The sequence below is a fragment of the Kitasatospora sp. NPDC041917 genome, assembly GCF_055589745.1.
Map to the genome: position 1 here is coordinate 68,572 of NZ_JBVJBI010000037.1, position 17,169 is coordinate 85,740.

Sequence of the window (17,169 nt, forward strand, 5' to 3'; positions counted from 1 at the left end):
ATTCGTCCGCCCGGGCTTCCTTGGCTCTCACGGTCGTCGATACCTCACGGGTGATCGCCGTCCGGGCTGGTGACCGACGACAGTCCGGCCCTCCGGGGAACCGGAGGGCCGGGCGGGGGTCAGTCGTCGAGGCCGAAGTACCGGCCGAGGTAGTCGATGATCTCGACGGCGTGCGGCAGGAGTTCGGGCAGTTCGGTGGCGAGCACCTTCCGGGTGGCGGCGGACAGTGCGCCGGTGCTGGTGGCGGCGGGGCGGACGTACGGTTCCAGGCGCCGGATCAGCTCGTAGTTGCTGTCGATGTTCTCGGCGCGCATCGCCTGCTCCAGCGGCGGTGCCCCGGGCGGCGGGACGGGCGGGAGCACCCGGCTGACGTAGGTGACCCGGTGCAGGATCCGCCAGCACGGGGGCTTGGCGGAGCTCTGCCGGGCCTGTCGCAGCGCGGCGGCGTCGGGGGCGCCGCTGCCCTGCAGCCAGATCGGGTCGACGACCTTGCGGTAGAAGTCGTCGAAGTTGGCGCTGGTCCCGCCGAGGTAGAAGGTGAGGAAGCGGTAGGCGTCCACCTTGCCCGGCACCAGTACCGGCCGGCCCGCCGCGTCGTACACCAACTTGCCGTCGGTGCCGCGGCGTTGCAGGTCGCCGGAGGGCGCGCACTGGACGTCGAGGCCGAAGGAGCGGGAGGCGTCCCTGCCCTTGGCGCGGGTGGTGCTGAAGCCGCCGCCCACCGAGGCGTCCATGTGCAGCCCCCAGCCGAGGTCGATGAGGCTGAAGGCGAAATCCATGTAGCCGCCGGCCGAGCCGTGGAAGGTGTACGAGCCGGCGGTGGTTTCGGTGACGGCGTCGGTCGCCTCGGTGGTCTCGGCGAAGAAGCCGCCCTGGGCGGTCCAGACGTAGGTGTTGACCAGGTCGCGGTGGGAGAAGCCGTCGGCCGTCGCGTTCGGGCCGTCGGGGCGGCTGTCGTCGCGGGGCGCGACGTCCATGCCCATCGAGCGCAGCACCGCGCGGGCCTGGGCCTCGGCCGGGTCGTTCGCGCCGCGCTGGTCGGCCTCGGTGGAGATCGACTGGTAGTAGGCCTGCAGCCGCTGCTGGTCGCGGGTGATGCGGCGCTTGAGCGCGTAGGCGTCCTTGGGCTTGAAGTAGCTGTACTCGCCGTACCCGGTGGCGGTCGGGTAGTCGGGGTCGGTGACCTTGCCGCGCTCGTCGAAGCCGACCGCGCCGTCCAGGGTGCCCTGCTTGGTGTAGCGGGGGTTGATCGGGAAGTGAATGATGTTCCAGTCCAGCGGGATGTCCGGGTTGGGCATCATCCGGTAGGCGATCAGCGCGCCGGTGTGTGCCAGGCGCAGCGCGAAGACGTCGGCGGTCTGGGACCGCACCAGTGCCATGCCGGTGTTGGCGGGCACGTAGCGGCGGCCGACGGCCGGGTTGAGGAGCTTGGCCGGGTCCTCGGGGTAGCCGGTGAGCGCCAGCCGGGTCTTGCGGGCGGCGTTGGTGCCCTGGCTGACCTGGGTTTCGGAGCTCCAGGTGTTGGAGATCTCCAGGCTGCCGTTGATGCCGATCTTGGTCTGCCCCGAGAACAGCGGCTTGGCGATGCCGACGCCGAGCGGGGCGGTGACGGTCATGGTGTCGACGTCGGTCGCGAAGTCGAACGAGAAGTTGAAGGCGGCGTCCGTGCTCCGGGACTTGCTGGAGGACAGGCTCTGCACCACCTCCTCGGCCTCGGTGAACTCCACCGAGGAGGCCCCGGTGTGGTCGCCGGACCCGTCGACCAGGTTCTCCGAGGGCACCGGAGGGGCGCCCTCGACGTAGCCGACCAGCTGCGGGTCGAACTGGGCCTGGCCGACCCATTCGGTGATCAGATCGCCGACCTTGTAGCCGGTGACCAGGTGCCAGCGGCCGTCCCGGACGAAGCCGTAGCAGCGCTTGAGCACGCCCAGCGCCTCGCCCTTGGCGTCGTACTGCAGGTCGGCGTACTCGCTCGCGCCGGGGCCGCCGCCGATGCTGTCGTGGAACGGGGTGCGGACGTCGGCGAGGGCCGAGCGGACCTGGGCGGTGTCGGTGGAGATCGGGGCGGTGGAGAGCAGGATCCGGGGCCGCTTGGCGGAGAAGCCCAGGCTGTTGCCGCGCAGGCCCTCGTCCCGCACCGAGGTGGTGCCGGGCTCGGTGGAGTCGCGGTCGAACGGCCAGTAGCCGAGCAGGTGCTGCTTGTCGCCGCGCAGCCGGGAGAACAGGTTGTCGGAGATCTGCTCCGCGGTCCGGACGGTGCGCCAGATCCGTATCTCCTCCAGCGTCCCGGTGAACGGGTCGGCGGGCTTGCCGCCCTCCAGCCGGGCGCCCAGGGTGAGTTGGGCCTCGCTCCAGGGCGCGGAGTCCTGCGCGATGACGGAGCCCTCGGCCAGCGGTTCGCCGTTGCGGTACAGCCGCAGCGGGCTGGCCGCCGGGTCGGGGTCGCGGGTCCAGCGGGCGCCGCGCAGCTTGGCCGGGAAGGAACCCGAGTGGTCGAAGGCGACGTTGCCGGCGTTCTCGTCGAAGGCCCAGCGGGCCAGCAGGCCCTTCTCGCGCGGGGTGACGGGCAGTCCGACCTGGCCGGCCGCCCGCACGGCGTTCCAGATCCGCACCTCGCTCAGGACGCCGGTCAGGCCGCGGCCGATCTCCAGTTCGCTGGTGTTGGTCTGCGCACCGGGCCCGCTGTACAGGTGGTTGCCGACCAGGGTGTTGCCGATGAAGAACCGGATGTACTGCTCGGGCTGGTCCGGCGCGGGCGGCTGGGTGCTGCCGGCGGCCGCGGGCGCGGGCTGGCGGCGCTCGCGCACCACGCTCACCTTCTGCACGGCGCCGGGCGTCAGGGCCTGGGTCGAGGCGAAGCGGACGGCCTTGCCGTCGGCCTCGGCGAACGCGAACTCCAGTCGGCCGTCGGCCAGGACGCCGAACTGGTACGGGACGCCGGCCTGCCCGCCGTCGACGACCGTCCCCTTGGCGACCAGGCCCATCGGGGTACCGATCCGGTCGATCCGGACGAAGGCCTCGACGGTCAGGTCCTCCAGCAGGTCCAGTGAGTCCTGCGACTCGACCGACAGGCCCACCGCGTTGTCCATCCGCAGCGCCCAGGACTGGGGGAAGGCGGCGGCCAGGTGCGCCCACTCGTTGCACGGGAACCGCTCCGCCGACTTCACCACCCGGCCGCCGACCCGGGCCACCACCTGGTAGCCCTTGATCGGGGACGGCGGGCTGCCCGGCGTGTCGACGGTCCAGTAGCCCAGCAGGCCCGGCTCCCGGCCGGACAGCCGCCGGTCGCGCTCGGCGGCGATCTCCCGCTGGGTGCGGACCCGGTCGAAGACCCGGATCTCGTCGATCCGGCCGTCCAGGTACGCGTTGCCGAACGACAGGCCGCCGATCACCAGCGGCCCGTTGCCGGTGTACGGGGCGTCGGCGGTGCGGCGGCCGACCTCGATGCCGTCGCGGTAGAGGATCTGTTCGCGGGTGGCGTTCTTGTACACCGCGGCCCAGTGGTGCCACTCCAGGTCCGGGTAGGCCTGGGCGGTGTCCAGGTCGTCGGAGTACAGCCCGAAGCGGAAGGTCTCGGTGGGGGTGAACACCAGGTGCAGCGTCTGGTCGCGGACGCCGCTCGGCGTGCCGTGGACGAGCAGCGGCCCGGTGCGGCCCCGGGACTGGTTGTGCTTGGCCCACAGCTCGATGGAAGCCATCCGGCTTGTGTCGCCGGCGGTGGCGTCGTCTCCCACGCTGAAGCAGGGGAACGCACATGAACGCTCCGGTCTTGGAGAAGGCGGCAACCGCGACACCGAGTCGGACAGGCTCGTTGCGGTTTGCCAGGACAGGCCGCAAGCGCCCACCTACTGGCCTGCGTTTCCCGGCCGCCCCAGCAGCGTCACGCCCGCAGTTGTCGACGCGATCCGGTGCCCCGGCGTCCGCTGTGCCACCACTGCGGCGGTCGTGGGGCGCTACGCCCCGCTCCGCGGGTTCGCCGGGGCGGGGATCCCGCACACGACACAGTCAGCGGCCCGCTCGGCACCTACGAGGCATTCGGCGGCACGGAGCGATTCATCGAAGCCGTCGGCACACGTCACCGTGTCTCGCCCCGGTCAGGCGCGGTACTCAAAGGCGCCGTCGTCCACCGGTCGCATCGTGTTCGTACGCGCGGATCGCCCCTCACAACCCTGCGAGGGGCGATCCGCGCGGTCAGCGGGAGGTCGCGCGTCGTCCAGATCCGGTGTTCACCAGCCGTCGGTGAGCCGGAAGGGGCGTGTGAAGGAGGCTCCGCCCGTGTTGATCCATGTGTCGAGGACGCCGTAGGTGTCGTTGCGGGCGATGAGGTCGGCGTGGCCGGTGCCGCGGAAGTCACCGGCGACGGTCTGGGAGAACGGGCCCCAGCCGTCGGTGACGCGGACGCGGGCGGCGAAGGTGCCGTCCCCGTTGCCGGCCCACAGGTACAGGGTGCCCGTCGAATCCTCCCGGGCCATCAGGTCGGCGTGGCCGGTGCCGCGGAAGTCACCGGCGACCGTCTCGGAGAACGGGCCCCAGCCATCGGTGACGCGGACGCGGGCGGCGAAGGTGCCGTCCCCGTTGCCGGCCCACAGGTACAGGGTGCCCGTCGAATCCTCCCGCGCCATCAGGTCCGCGTGGCCGGTACCGCGGAAGTCACCGGCGACCGTCTCGGAGAACGCGCCCCAGCCGGCGGTCAGGTCGGTCCTGGCGGCGAAGGACCCGTCCCCCAGGCCCGCCCACTCGTACAGGTGCCCGTCCGAGTCGTCGCGGGCGACGAGGTCGCCGGTGCCCTTGCCGTGGAAGGCTCCGGCCGTCGTCTGGGAGAAGGTGTGGGAGGGCCTGGCCGGGGCGGGCCGCGGGGCGAGGACGTCGGCGAGGGCCGCGTTCCCGTTGGTGGTGAAGTGCAGGCGGTCGGAGGAGACGTAGCCGGCGAACGCGGCGCTCGGGTTGATCGGGTCGCGGGTCGCCTCGTCGAAGTCGTGGAAGCCGTCGATCTCCGTCGTCGTGCGGATCCAGCTGTTCACGCATCGGCGCACCTGGTCCCGGGCGGCGGTGTAGTCGCCGTAGCCCTGGAAGGCGGGGATGGTGGCCACGGTGAAGCGGAGCCCGGCCGCGTGCGCGCGCGAGGCCAACTGCCGGATCCCCGACTCGATCGCGGTGTCGGAGGCGTCGTCCATCGTGATGTCGTTGATGCCCTCGTACAGCACGACGCTCCGCACCCCGGTCTGGGAGAGCACGTCCCGGTCGAAGCGGTTGAGCGCGCTCTGGCCGAACCCGGCGCGTCCTCCCGTCCCGTCGGCGAGGATCCGGTTGCCGGAGATGCCCTTGTTGACGATGCCCTTGGGCGTCGGCTGGGCCCTGAGGGCGCGCCCGTAGTCGTCGGTCCAACGGGTGTTGGAGTCCTGGTAGGTGTGCCCGCCGTCCACCTGCGAGTCGCCGAGGGCGACGACCGTCCCGTCGCTGCCGGCGGCTGTGACGTCCAGACCGCTGAGGTAGGCCCAGTAGTCGTACTTGGCGGGGAGGTTGGCGCCGTCGGTGTCCTGGCTGTGGTCGGCGCCGTCGCCGGGAGCGGAGGTGTAGGAGGTGGTGAGCGTGTAGGGGTGGTAGGGCGCGGTGGTGATCCCGTCGGGGAGCCAGAGGCTGACCAGCAGGTTCCCGTCCGCGGCGACCGGGAAGGCGGTGGGGTCGCTGTAGATCTCGCCGCCGGGCGGGATGACGGCCCGGCCGGATCCGCCGAACGTCAGGGTGACGGGCGTGGCGGTTGCCGTGGCCGGACTCCCGTTCCGGGCCGCGGTCCCGTCCTGGGCCGCGATGGTGACGTGCCCGATGGTCACCGGGTCCGGGCTGAAGGTGTTCGCCAGGCGGATCCGGGCGGAGCTGCCGCCGATGCTGGTGTGGATGACCATGCGCAGCGTCTGTCGGCCCGTCACGCCCGAGGACGCGGGTGGTCCGGCCAGGCTCATGGCGGTGCCCCAACTCCCGGTCCAGGTCGAGGACGTGGGACGGGGTGCGCTCGGGCCGGACGCCGGCGCGGCAGCCAGCGGCCCGCAGCCGGTGGTCGCGTGCGCGGGGGCGGTGGGCGGCAGGCCGGCGAACGCGCCGACGACGACAGCGGCTGCCGTCATGGCGGACAGGCGGCTCCGCGGCGGGCGGTGGGCGACGTACACAGGAGTCCTTTCGCTGGGTACGGAAAACCTCTTTCCGCGCGGTCCAGGCGACGGATAATGGCGGCGCCCTCTTTCCCGGACGAGGAAATCCGATAAAGCGGCGAGAACTCTCGGAGCTCGTCCGCCACCCCACGATGCAATCACTCCCGGCTCGGAGTCCGCCATGTGGAACACCAGGCGGAAAGCATGGGGAAGTTCCTGCAGAAACCGCGCCACCAGGCATGATCCGCCGGTGGCGCACGGTTCGACGGAGGAGCGGATTCGTCCGGGACCGAACCGGATGGGCGAGAAGCGGACAGCTTGGCCTGATCGTACGTCAGTCGACTGTTGCCCACCTGCCGGATTTGCGATATACCGTCTCGAGCATTTCCTGCTCGACAATCCGCCAATTACCTCCTGGCGTGATTACCTGCCGACCTCGAATTAGGGGAAATCACATGGCAATCGGACGACGGCGACTCCTCGCCTCCCTCGCAGTCACCGCCCTCGCCGCACCCGTCCTGGCCAAGGGGACCGCGACCCGCGCCGCTGCGGCCACGAGTACGGGCGCGGCTCTGACCGCCGGCTCCGAGCCGCTGTTCATGCAGGTCGTCGCCCACGAGGACGACGACATCCTGTTCATGAACCCGGACCTGTCCAACGCGATCGCCAACGGCACGCCGTCCGTCACGGTGTTCGTCACCGCGGGGAACATCACCGGTGACCCGTGTTCGGGCTGCGGGGACCCCGCCGGCGATCCGCTGCGCACCTGGAACCGCCAGATGGGCGCCGTCAACGCCTACTCCCGGATGGCCGGGGTCGGTGACACCGACCCGGCGACCGACGAGATCGGGCACTGGATCGTCGAGGCGTGGACGGTCGCGGGCAAGCAGGTCGAGCGGTACATGCTCAGGGACCGGTCGGTGCACCTGATCTTCCTCAACCTGCACGACGCCGGGCTCGCCGATGTGCTGAACGGCGGCACTGACACCACGGTCGTCCCGAAGGGCAGCCCGATGTCCGGGCCGTCGACCTACACGGCGGCGGACGTCGTCGAGGTGCTGCGGCAGATCATGGTGACGTACCGGCCGACCGTGCTCCGGGCTCAGGACGAACTCCCGGACACCCGCTACAAGGGCGACCACTCGGACCACATCTCCGCCGCGAAGTTCGCAGGCGTGGCGGCGAGTCAGTACGGCGGCTCGCTGATCCAGGTGAACTACCGGGACTACAACATCAGCGACTGCCCGGTGAACCTGGACCCGGCGACGGTCGACACCAAGGGCTTGTTCGTCTCCGAGTACGCCAGCCACGACCACTCGGGGAGCTACGAGACCGACTGGTTCTCCCGGATGTACTACCGCTGGTCGCGGGGCACCTCCTGGGCCGGGCTGAACCAGGACGGCCGGCCGCAGGTCTTCGTCGTCCGGGCGGGCTCCCTCTACACCTACTGGCGCCAGTCGGACGGCAGTTGGGGCGGCCCGGCACGGTTCGCCGACCCGGGCGGGCGGCTGGCGCCGGGCATCGTGGTCGGCACCAACGCCGACGGCCGGATGGAGGTCTTCGCCCGCCGCCTGACCGACCATCACATCGTCTCCGTGCCGCAGACCACGCCCAACGGCGTGTGGCGGAACAGCTGGGCCGACCTCGGCAACCCCAACGCCGGGCTCAACAACGCGGACCAGGTCGGCGTGCCCGCGGTGGTCTCCTCCCAGGACGGCCGGTTGGAACTCTTCATCAAGAACGGCGGCGGCGGCCTCAGCTCGATCCGGCAGACCACCCCGAACGGTGCCTGGACGACCACCTGGGAGGACCTGCGCGGCACCGACATCCAGGACCCGGTCACCGCGATCCGCAACGGTGCCGGGAGGATCGAGGTCTTCGCCAGCACCCGCGCCGAGGTCCTCAACTGGTGGCAGACCGCCCCGAACGACGCCATCAACGGCCCGGTCGCGATCCCGAACGCCCGCCCGGCGAGCCCGCCCAAGGCCGCGCTCGACCAGGACGGGCGGATCGAACTCGCCTACCGCGAGGCCGGCACCGGCGCGATGCTGGTCAGCTACCAGACCCAGCTCGGCAGTTCGTGGAGCCAGTCCCCGGTCAACCTCGGCGGCCACGCGGGCGTGGGCGAGCCGGCGATGGCCACTCTCCGCGGACAGGTCGTCCTGTTCGAGCGCAACGGCGGTGGCGGCGTGAGCACCACCGCCCAGACCGCCCCGAACTCCGGCTACGGCGCCTGGCAGGACCTCGGCGGCACCGTCCTCGACTACCCGACCGCGATCGTCGGCAGCGGCGATGTCCTCTACGTGTTCGCCATCGGCACGGACGGCCGCGTCTACGTCCGTGCGGGCACCTCGGCCACCGGTTTCGGCGGCTGGCAGGGCCTGCCGCTCTGACCGCAGGTCTCGCCGTCCGGTCGGGAGCAGTCCCGACCGGACGGCGGGCGCCGGGTCGGCGGGTCCCGGGTCCCGGGTGGCGGGGTGGGCGAACGGCCGGCGGCAGCCGGTGGGAGCGCTCTCACGCCGTGTACGATGGCCGCCCCCGAGCGTGCGCGAGCACGTCTCCCGAACAGTCGACCTCGTGGATCACTTCCGTCGCCCCGTTCCGGACGATCGCCCGGTGAGCCACGCCGGAGTGTGATCATGTCCCGAACTGAACGGCCGGGTCCCGGAACCGCCCGGTCCGGCGCGCGACCGACGGTGGAAGACGTGGCGGCTCGCGCCGGAGTCAGCCGGGGGACGGTGTCCCGGGTCATCAACGGTTCGCCCAAGGTGAGCACCGAGGCGAGGGGGGCCGTGGAGCGCGCCATCGCCGAGCTCGGCTACGTCCCCAACCAGGCGGCACGGTCCCTGGTGACCTCGCGGACCGATGTCATCGCCCTGGTCGTCCCGGAAAGCGCGGAGCGGCTGAGGTCGGAACCGTACTTCTCGGACGTCATCACCGGGATCTCCGACGAACTCGCCGCGACCGACCTGCAGTTGCTGCTGGCCCTGGTCCGCAACGAGGACGAGCGCGAGCGTCTGACGCGCTACCTCACCGCGCGTCGGGTCGACGGCGTGCTCCTGGTCTCGGTGCGTCAGGACGACCCGTTGCCCGACCTGCTCGAATGGCTGGAGATGCCGACCGTGCTGGGCGGTCGCCGTTCCGAGCGGGAACCGCTGAGCTACGTCCACGCCGACAACGCGGGCGGGGCCCGGGCGGCCGTCCGGCACCTGGTCGCGCGCGGCAGCACCAGGGTGGCCACCATCACGGGGCCGCTCGACATGGAGGCGGCCGGAGCACGCCTGGCGGGGTACCGGGAGGCGCTCACGGAGGCCGGCCTCCCCCTGGAGGAAGTACTCGTCGCCCACGGGGACTTCACCGAGGCGGGCGGCTACGCGGCGATGCGCGAACTCCTGGCCGGAGCACCAGCCCTCGACGCCGTGTTCTGCGCCTCTGATCTGATGGCCGTGGGCGCGATCCGGGCGCTGCGCGAGGCGGGGCGGCGCGTGCCGGGACAGGTGGCGGTCGTCGGCTTCGACGATTCCGTGGTCGCCCGGAGCACCGAGCCGCCGCTCACCAGTGTGCGCCAACCCATCGAGGCGATGGGGAGGTTGATGGTTCAGCTGTTGCTCGAAGAGATCGCCGAACCCGGTCGGCCGCGTCGCCAGGTGACCCTTCCGGCCGAGCTGACGGTGCGGGTCTCGGCCTGACGGAACCAGCCTGAAGGGCCATCAAATCCCGTTGTTCTTCGCCGGGCTCCCGCTGAGTGTCGCGACCGACCCGGCAGGTGAGGACTGCTACGCTCCCCGGCGTGGGAGCGCTCCCACGCGTCAGGTGTGGAAGCGCGCGTTCAGTACGAGGGGGCGTGGATGTCAGGGGGTGACGTGTCGAAGGCGCAGCAAGGGAATACGGCATTCGGGGGGATGCTGAGGGCGCTTCGTCGTGCGGCGGGGCTCACGCACGAGGAACTCGCCCGGCGTTCCCAGGTCAGTGTGAGGACGATCAGCGACATCGAGCGGGGCCGGGTGCGCCGACCGCATCGCCGTTCGGTCCAGCAGCTCGCGGCGGCACTCGGCCTGGGGGCTTCGCGCTTGGAGGGGTTTCTCCGTGCTGCGCGGGCCGTTCCCGGTAGCGGGATCGATCAGCCGGGCGGGAGCCACCGCGGGGCGCCGGCCGCCGACGTGGTGGGCGAGCAGCCGTCCGCGGTGGTCGTGATGGTCCTGCCGTTGACGGCGGTCGGTGAGAGCGGTCCGTGCTGTCGGCGCCGCCGGCGCTGTCCGCAGCCCCGCCCCGCCCGGCCGCGGCACCAGGGCGGGGTCCGGCCGGGCTCACCCGATCGCGGCGCCCAACCGCGCACCCGGTAGATCCCCGGCTCGTTCCGCGTGGGAGGAGGGTCCCCGGGCTCCCGCAGAGCGAACCGTGACGGCCTCCCGTCACGCCGCCGTCCGACCGGCGGCCACCACCCGGCGGCCCGGGCCGTGCTGGCCGACGACGCGAGGATCACGGACCCGACGATCCTGAGCCAGCTGTAGGGCCCCGGGGCCGACGCGGGGGCCGGCGGCGAACGGGAGGAGGGGCGGTCCGCTCGGGGTGAGCGGGCCGCCCTGGGCGGGACCACGGCGACGGTGGCCCGCCGTGATGGTGCCCGGCCCGCGACGGCCGTGCCCGGCTCGCGGCGACCGTGCCCGGCCCCGGCGGCGACGGGGCCGCCGGGGCCAGTCCGTCGGCCCGGGTCAGGCCCGCGACGGAACGACCAGGGCCACCGCGAGCGGCCGGTCCCCGGCGCTGCGGCCGGCCTCGACGGTGTGCACGCCGGGGTTGACGCGCCAGGAGCGGGTGGCGGTGTCCCAGCTCTCGACGGCCCGGCGCGGGACGGTGATCCGCGCGGTGACGACGGCGCCCGGTGCGGCCTCGACCACCGCGAAGCCCGCCAACTGGCGGTCGGGGCGGGTGCGGTCGGAGCCGTCGGTGGCCAGGTAGAGCTGCACCACCTCGCGTCCGGCCCGCTCGCCGGTGTTGCGCACCCGGACGGTCACCTCGGCGAGCGCCTCGGCGTCCCCGTCGACCAGTCGTGCCTCCAGGCCCTCGTAGGACCAGTCGGTGTAGCCGCCGCCGGCCCCGAACCAGTACGCGGGTGCGGCGCCGGCGCGGCGCTGCCAGGCCCGGTAGCCGATGAACAGGCCCTCGGCGTAGTCGAGTCGGCCGTCGGTGGGCACGACCTCCCGGACGGGGCTGTCGGCCTCCTCGGCGGGCCAGGTGGTGGGCAGGCGTCCGCCCGGCTCGACCGCGCCGAGCAGCACGTCGGCGAGCGCCTCGCCGGCCTGCTGGCCGGGGAACCAGGCGAGCAGCACGGCGGCCACCTCCTCGCGCCAGGGCATCAGCACCGGGGCGCCGGCGTTGACCACCACCACCGTACGGGGGTTGGCGGCGGCGACCCGGGCGACCAACTCGTCCTGGCGGCCCGGGAGTCGCAGGCTCGCCCGGTCCACGCCCTCGCTCTCCACCTCCTCGGTGGTGCCGACCACGACCACCGCGACCTCGGCCGTCCGGGCCGCCGCGACGGCCCGGTCGATCAACTCGTCCGGGGAGACGGTCGGCGCGCCGTGCCCGAGCGTGAAGGAGACCAGGCCGAAACCGGTGACGTCGCCCGTCCGCGGCACGGTGTGGGTCAGCGTGACGGCCGTCTCCCGGCCCTCGGGGAGGTCGAGTTCGACGCGGTGCTCCGGAGGGTTGAGGAAGGCCGCGGCCGGGTCCTCGCCCTCGGGCAGCAGCGCCCCGTCGTAGAGCACCTCGCCGTCCGCCTCCAGGGTGAACCGGCCCACGCCCCGGACGGCCAGCCGGTGCCGCCCGCCGGCGCCCGCGGCCAGGACGCCGGTCAGCCGGACCCGTGCGAGGTCGGCGAAGGCGGTGCCGCCGGGCAGCGCGCCCAGCCAGCGGACGCTGCCGTCGGCCAGCGCGGCCGTTCCGAGCGACTCGCCCTCCGGGCCGAGCAGTTCGGCGCTGCACGGGAAGGCCGCGGGCGGGAGGAAGGTGCGCGGGTCGGCGCCGGTCTCGTGGACCAGCGTGCCGCCCTCGCCGAGCGCGGCGCGCAGGCCCTCCAGCGGGGTGACCACCCGGGTCGGGAAGACCTGGGCGCTGCCGCCGCCGCCGATCCGGGCCTCGGCCGCGGCCGCGCCGATCAGCGCCACCGTGGCCGGTGCCGGGTCCAGCGGCAGCACGCCGCCTTCGTTGCGCAGCAGGACGAAGGAGCGCGCCGCGAGCTCGCGCACCAGGGCCTCGCCGTCGACCGGCGCGGGCAGTTCCCCGGCCGGGACGGCGGCCGGGGCGCCGGCCAGCAGGCCGACCCGGGCGGCCAGCCGCAGCACGCGGCGGGCCAGCGCGTCCACCACGGTCTCGGGCACCAGGCCCGCGCGGACGGCCGTCACCAGGTGCTCGCCGTAGACGGTGGCCGGGCCGGGCATCGCCACGTCGAGGCCGCCGAGCGCGGCCCGGACGGTGTCCCGGGCGCCGGTCCAGTCCGAGACCAGGACTCCGTCGAAGCCCCACTCCTCGCGCAGCACCGTGTTGTTGAGCTCGGTGTGCTCGCTCATGGTCGGGCCGTTGACGGCGTTGTAGGCGGCCATCAGGCCCCACGGGTGGGCCTTCCTGACGATCGCCTCGAACGGCGCCAGGTAGAGCTCGCGCAGGGTGCGCTCGTCCACCCGGACGTCGACGGTGTACCGGTCGGTCTCCGAGTCGTTGGCGACGAAGTGCTTGGGCGTGGTGCCGACTCCGCCGTCCTGGACGCCGGAGACCAGGGCGGCCCCGATCTCGCCGGTGAGCAGCGGGTCCTCCGAGTAGCACTCGAAGTGGCGTCCGCCGCGCGGGCTGCGGTGCAGGTTGACGGTCGGCGCGAGCACCACGTGGGCGCCCTTGCGCCGGGCCTCCTGGGCGAGCAGCCGGCCGGCCCGGCGGACCAGGTCGAGGTCCCAGGTGGCGGCGAGGGCGGTCGGTGAGGGCAGGGCGACGGACGGGTCGTCCGGGGTCCAGTGCTCGCCCCGGACGCCGGCCGGGCCGTCGGACATCACCAGCCGGCCGAGGCCGATCTCCGCGTTGGCGGGCAGCGACCACATGTCGGCCCCGGCGAGCAGGGCGACCTTGGCGGGCAGGTCCAGGCGGGCGAGGGCGGCCTCGACGGCGGCCTCGCGCCGGGCGTCGGCGGTCAGGGTGGTCTGTTCGGCGGCCATGGTGGTCTCCTCACTGGTCACGGTCGTCTCCGCGCTGGTCGCGGCGGTCTGCTCGGGGGCGTTCTCCCGGTGGCGCACCGGTCACACCCAGCCTTCCAGCGCGGCCATGAAGCCGGCGTGGTCGTCCCGGTGGACGGTGTGTCCGGCGCCCGGCACGGTGCGCACCTCGAAGCCGCGCTCGCGCAGCAGTCCGGTGTCGGCGGCGCCGAGCAGGAAGCTGTCGTCGGCCCGCACCACCAGGGAGGGCACGGTGGGGGCCTCGGGCAGCCCGGCGTCCTGTCCGGGCATGGCGAGCGCGGAGTCCGGGTCCCAGGCGGCGAGGGTGGCGAGCTCGACGTCGATGTCGGCCTCCTCCCACCGCGGGTTCATGGCCGCGATCTGCTCGCGTCCGGCGTTCCGGAACTCCACGAACAGCTCCGGGTCCACCCCTTCGGCCTGGGCGAACTGCCAGGCCGGGTCGACGTAGACGGCGCGGGCGGGCTTCAGCCGTTCGACGGCGCGCAGCAGGGTGATGCCGCCGAGCGAGTGCCCGACGGCGAGCGCGGCGCCGGTGGGCAGGGTCTCGACCAGGTCCTCGGCGTAGGCGTCCAGGGCGTAGCGCTCCTGCGGGGTGCCGCCGTTGCCGCGCGGGCTCAGCCCGTGGCCGCGCTGGTCGACGGCGATGACCCGGTAGCCGCGCTCGGCCAGGGCCGGGCCGACCCGCCGCCAGGTGCGGTGGTCGGACATGATGCCGTGCACCAGCAGCGCGACGCGGTCGCCGGTTCCCCATTCGTGGGTGTTCAACTTCATCGCTGTACAGCCTTTCTGGTGGAGCGTCAGGAAATCGGGAGGGGTCAGCGGACGCCGCGGATGGGGCGGACCGCCAGGGCTCCGGCCGCCGCGAGGGCGGCACCGAGCAGGAACAGGGGGGTGTAGCCGCCGAGGCCGACCACGGCGGAGGCCACGAAGGGCGCGATGATCTGCGGCCCGGCGTTGGCGATGTTGAGCACGCCCATGTCGCGGGCGGCGTCCTCGGCCCGGGGCAGCACCATGGTGACCAGGGCGGTGTCGACGGCCATGAAGCAGCCGAAGGCGAGGCCGTTGACCGCGGAGAAGACGATCATCGCGGGCCAGGTGGGGCTGAGCACCGGGATCAGCAGGGACAGGCCGGAGAGGGCCGCCGAGAGCGAGACGAACAGCTTGCGGCGGTCCAGCCGGTCGGAGAGCACGCCGCCGACGACGGTGGAGACGGCCATCGCGACCGAGGAGACGGGGGTGAGGATCGCGATCGCGCGCTCCGGCGTGAGGCCGCCGGGCAGGTTGATGTGGTCCTGGAGGATGTAGAGCTGGTAGCCGACGACGGCGAAGTAGCCCAGCACCAGTAGGGCCCGGCCGATGAACGCCCAGCGGAAGTCCGGCTCGCGCAGCACCCCGAGGAAGGCGGCGGCCTGCTCGCGCAGCGGTGCGGGCCGCTTGGCGGGCATCCGACGCTCGCGGGCGAGGCCGCTGAAGAGCGCGGCGGCCAGTGCGACCAGCAGGCCGAGCACCAGGTAGCCGGTCCGGAGGCGGTCGGAGAAGGCGGAGGCCAGCAGGACGCCGAGGGTGGAGCCGACCGGCAGGCCGAGTCCGACGGCGGCGGAGGCGGTGCCCCGGCGACCGGCCGGGACGCGGTCGGGCACCACGGAGGTGAGGGAGGCCTGGTAGAAGTTCATCGCCGCCTGGCCGAGGCACCAGGCGATGCAGACCAGCAGCACCGAGTTCACGCTGCCGAGCAGGGCCATGGCGGCCACCGCGGCCACGCCGCCGCCCAGGATCCACGGGTTGCGGCGGCCGGAGCGGTCGGACAGGGCGCCGGCGAACGGGTTGAAGAAGGTGGCGAAGACCGCGGCGACGCCGCTGACCAGGCCGAGGTTGGCCACCTTGGCGGCCGGGTCGAGGTGCTCGATGTGCAGCGGCAGCAGCACGCTGCCGACGCCGAGGTAGAGCGCGTACATCGCGGTGTTGCCGGCGAAGAGCAGGGGCAGCAGGCCGCGGGAGGCGGGCGCGGGGGCGTCCGTACGGTCGGCCGGGCCGTCGGTACGGGCGTTAGGGCCGTCCTGCGGCGGGGTGTGGGCGGGGGAAAGGGCCACGTTGCCCTCCAAGGGGAGTGCCCGGCGGCGGGGTGGGGACCGGGCGGCGGGTCGGGAACCAGGTTACACGTGTAACGCTTACTCGTGTAACCAGCTGTTTAGCAGGAGATTCCGCCCCGCGGCCAGGGCCGGCCGTGAAAGGATTCGAACCGTTATGAACAGCGACCGCATCGATCCCAGCACCCCGCCGCCCTCCGGGGCCCAGCCGCCCACCAGTGCCGACGTCGCCCGGCTGGCCGGCGTCTCCCGTGCCACGGTGTCCTTCGTGCTCAACAACACGGCCGGCGGCCGGGTCAGCGAACAGACCCGGGCCAAGGTCCGGGCCGCCGCCGACAGGCTCGGCTACGTCCCGCACGCCGGAGCCCGCTCGCTGCGGGCCGGCCGCACCGGGCTGGTGCTGCTCGTCGGTGCCGCCGCGCCGATCGGCCCCCTGTTCAGCAGCTTCCACCGCGAGCTGCAGGAGGCCCTGCACCGCCACGGCTACACCGGCGTGCTGCTCGGCCCCACCCCGGGCAGCGGCGAGGACGCCGCCCGTGCCTGGGCCGAACTGCGGCCCACCGCGGTGGTCTGCCTCACCCCCGGACTCACCCCCGACGGCGTCCGGATCCTGCGGCGTTCCGGCACCCGGGCGGTGCTCACCCTCGGCGCCCCGCCGGTGCCCGGTGCGCACGCGCTGGTCATGGACCAGCGCGAGGTCGGCGCGGCCGCCGCCGCCCACCTGCTGGAGCGCGGCCGCCGCCGGATCGGTGTCGTCCTGCCGACCGATCCGGCGCTCGCCCTGTTCAGTGCCCCCCGGCTGGCCGGTGCCCGGGCCGCCGTCGCCGCGGCCGGTCCCGATGCCGTGGTCGAGCCGCTGCCGCTGGACTACACCGAGGAGTCCGCGGCCGAACTCGCCGTCCGCTGCCGCGAACTGGGACTGGACGGCCTGTTCGGCTACAACGACGAGTACGCGATGCTCGCCCTGCGCGCGCTGCAGGACGCGGGCCTGGACGTCCCCCGGGCGGTGGCCCTGGTCGGCGCGGACGACCTGCTGCTGGCCCGGCTGCTCCGGCCCCGGCTGAGCTCGGTCCGGATGCGGCTGCCCTCCGGCGAGGAGCTGGCCGAGCTGGTCGACCGGGTGGTCGCCGACCCGGACGCGCCGCCGGTCAGCCGGGACCTGATGACCGTCGACCTGGTCGCCCGCGACTCCTCATGACCGCAGGACCCGGGGGCCGGGGGGTCGAGGTCCCGGGGGCCGCGCTCGCCGCCGCGGCTCCCGTGCGGGCCGTAGGCGCCCGGCAGGCGCGAGTGTTGACGGACCGTCGACGGGTGGTCGACGGGACGCCGCCGAGGGCCCGCCGATGTGACCGGGGACACGCCGGTGACATCCGGAACGGCCCACCTCCTCTACAACTCCACCACCTGGGCCACGAACACCAACGCCACCGCGTCCTCGACCGGCGGCGGCACCGCCCAGGGCCTGACCGTCACCAACACCACGGCCGGCTACCGGTTCATCAGCCTGTACGGGGCCACCGCCTTCAGCGGCGTCACGGTCACCACGCAGTACTGACCCTCCACCGCGCCGGGCCGCGCCGCGCGGCCGGGCGCACGACCGGGGCCCGGGGGGGGGGGAGAACCACCGGCCCACGAGCCACAAAAGCCCTCCCCTCGCCCCAAAAAACGGGGGGGGGGGTGGGGTTACCCCGGGGGGGTCGGGTGCCTCCCAAG

At 73.4% G+C, this 17,169-nt stretch carries 10 protein-coding genes; 5 read left to right on the forward strand and 5 right to left on the reverse strand.

From position 1 onward, the window contains the following. Positions 1-119 precede the first annotated feature (119 nt). Both ACZ6EM_RS31905 and ACZ6EM_RS31910 read right to left on the reverse strand, forming a co-directional pair. Positions 120-3,698, reverse strand: a complete 3,579-nt coding sequence (locus tag ACZ6EM_RS31905) for a LamG domain-containing protein (protein ID WP_465773859.1) — start codon at positions 3,696-3,698, stop codon at positions 120-122. A gap of 528 nt (positions 3,699-4,226) precedes the next feature. Then, on the reverse strand, positions 4,227-6,122 hold the full coding sequence (locus ACZ6EM_RS31910) for an FG-GAP-like repeat-containing protein (RefSeq protein WP_465773860.1): 1,896 nt from the start codon (positions 6,120-6,122) through the stop codon (positions 4,227-4,229). A 479-nt stretch (positions 6,123-6,601) separates the two neighbouring features. On the opposite strand from ACZ6EM_RS31910, the gene ACZ6EM_RS31915 reads away from it, so the two are divergent. The 3 genes from ACZ6EM_RS31915 (at position 6,602) to ACZ6EM_RS31925 (ending at position 10,489) form a co-directional block, all read left to right on the forward strand. Beyond that, on the forward strand, positions 6,602-8,539 hold the full coding sequence (locus ACZ6EM_RS31915; RefSeq protein ID WP_465773861.1) for a DUF8189 domain-containing protein: 1,938 nt from the start codon (positions 6,602-6,604) through the stop codon (positions 8,537-8,539). Between the two features lie 246 nt (positions 8,540-8,785). Then, positions 8,786-9,835 (forward strand): LacI family DNA-binding transcriptional regulator, encoded by a 1,050-nt coding sequence (locus ACZ6EM_RS31920; protein ID WP_465773862.1) that lies wholly within the window; start codon positions 8,786-8,788, stop codon positions 9,833-9,835. Positions 9,836-10,048: 213 nt separating this feature from the next. Next, on the forward strand, positions 10,049-10,489 hold the full coding sequence (locus tag ACZ6EM_RS31925; RefSeq protein WP_465773866.1) for a helix-turn-helix domain-containing protein: 441 nt from the start codon (positions 10,049-10,051) through the stop codon (positions 10,487-10,489). Positions 10,490-10,858: 369 nt separating this feature from the next. Here the strand turns inward: ACZ6EM_RS31925 and ACZ6EM_RS31930 are convergent, their stop codons facing one another. The 3 genes from ACZ6EM_RS31930 to ACZ6EM_RS31940 all read right to left on the reverse strand — a co-directional run bounded on the left by ACZ6EM_RS31930 (position 10,859) and on the right by ACZ6EM_RS31940 (position 15,459). Then, complete coding sequence (locus tag ACZ6EM_RS31930; RefSeq protein WP_401051564.1) at positions 10,859-13,351, reverse strand: beta-glucosidase; 2,493 nt, start codon at positions 13,349-13,351, stop codon at positions 10,859-10,861. A gap of 81 nt (positions 13,352-13,432) precedes the next feature. Next, positions 13,433-14,140: an alpha/beta fold hydrolase gene (locus tag ACZ6EM_RS31935; RefSeq protein WP_401051562.1), complete on the reverse strand. Its 708-nt coding sequence runs from the start codon at positions 14,138-14,140 to the stop codon at positions 13,433-13,435. 44 nt (positions 14,141-14,184) lie between these two features. After that, complete coding sequence (locus tag ACZ6EM_RS31940) at positions 14,185-15,459, reverse strand: MFS transporter (RefSeq protein ID WP_465773863.1); 1,275 nt, start codon at positions 15,457-15,459, stop codon at positions 14,185-14,187. Positions 15,460-15,613: 154 nt separating this feature from the next. On the opposite strand from ACZ6EM_RS31940, the gene ACZ6EM_RS31945 reads away from it, so the two are divergent. Together ACZ6EM_RS31945 and ACZ6EM_RS31950 are read left to right on the forward strand one after the other, a co-directional pair. After that, a complete protein-coding gene (locus tag ACZ6EM_RS31945) occupies positions 15,614-16,654 on the forward strand; it encodes a LacI family DNA-binding transcriptional regulator (RefSeq protein ID WP_401051557.1) in 1,041 nt (346 codons plus the stop codon). 165 nt (positions 16,655-16,819) lie between these two features. Next, on the forward strand, positions 16,820-17,011 hold the full coding sequence (locus ACZ6EM_RS31950) for a hypothetical protein (protein WP_465773864.1): 192 nt from the start codon (positions 16,820-16,822) through the stop codon (positions 17,009-17,011). The last annotated feature ends 158 nt before the right edge of the window (positions 17,012-17,169 follow it).

Coding starts and splice junctions, on each gene's coding strand:
- ACZ6EM_RS31905 (WP_465773859.1), bottom strand. CDS start 3,698: ATGGCTTCCATCGAGCTGTGGGCCAAGCACAACCAGTCCCGGGGCCGC.
- ACZ6EM_RS31910 (WP_465773860.1), bottom strand. CDS start 6,122: ATGACGGCAGCCGCTGTCGTCGTCGGCGCGTTCGCCGGCCTGCCGCCC.
- ACZ6EM_RS31915 (WP_465773861.1), top strand. CDS start 6,602: ATGGCAATCGGACGACGGCGACTCCTCGCCTCCCTCGCAGTCACCGCC.
- ACZ6EM_RS31920 (WP_465773862.1), top strand. CDS start 8,786: ATGTCCCGAACTGAACGGCCGGGTCCCGGAACCGCCCGGTCCGGCGCG.
- ACZ6EM_RS31925 (WP_465773866.1), top strand. CDS start 10,049: ATGCTGAGGGCGCTTCGTCGTGCGGCGGGGCTCACGCACGAGGAACTC.
- ACZ6EM_RS31930 (WP_401051564.1), bottom strand. CDS start 13,351: ATGGCCGCCGAACAGACCACCCTGACCGCCGACGCCCGGCGCGAGGCC.
- ACZ6EM_RS31935 (WP_401051562.1), bottom strand. CDS start 14,140: ATGAAGTTGAACACCCACGAATGGGGAACCGGCGACCGCGTCGCGCTG.
- ACZ6EM_RS31945 (WP_401051557.1), top strand. CDS start 15,614: ATGAACAGCGACCGCATCGATCCCAGCACCCCGCCGCCCTCCGGGGCC.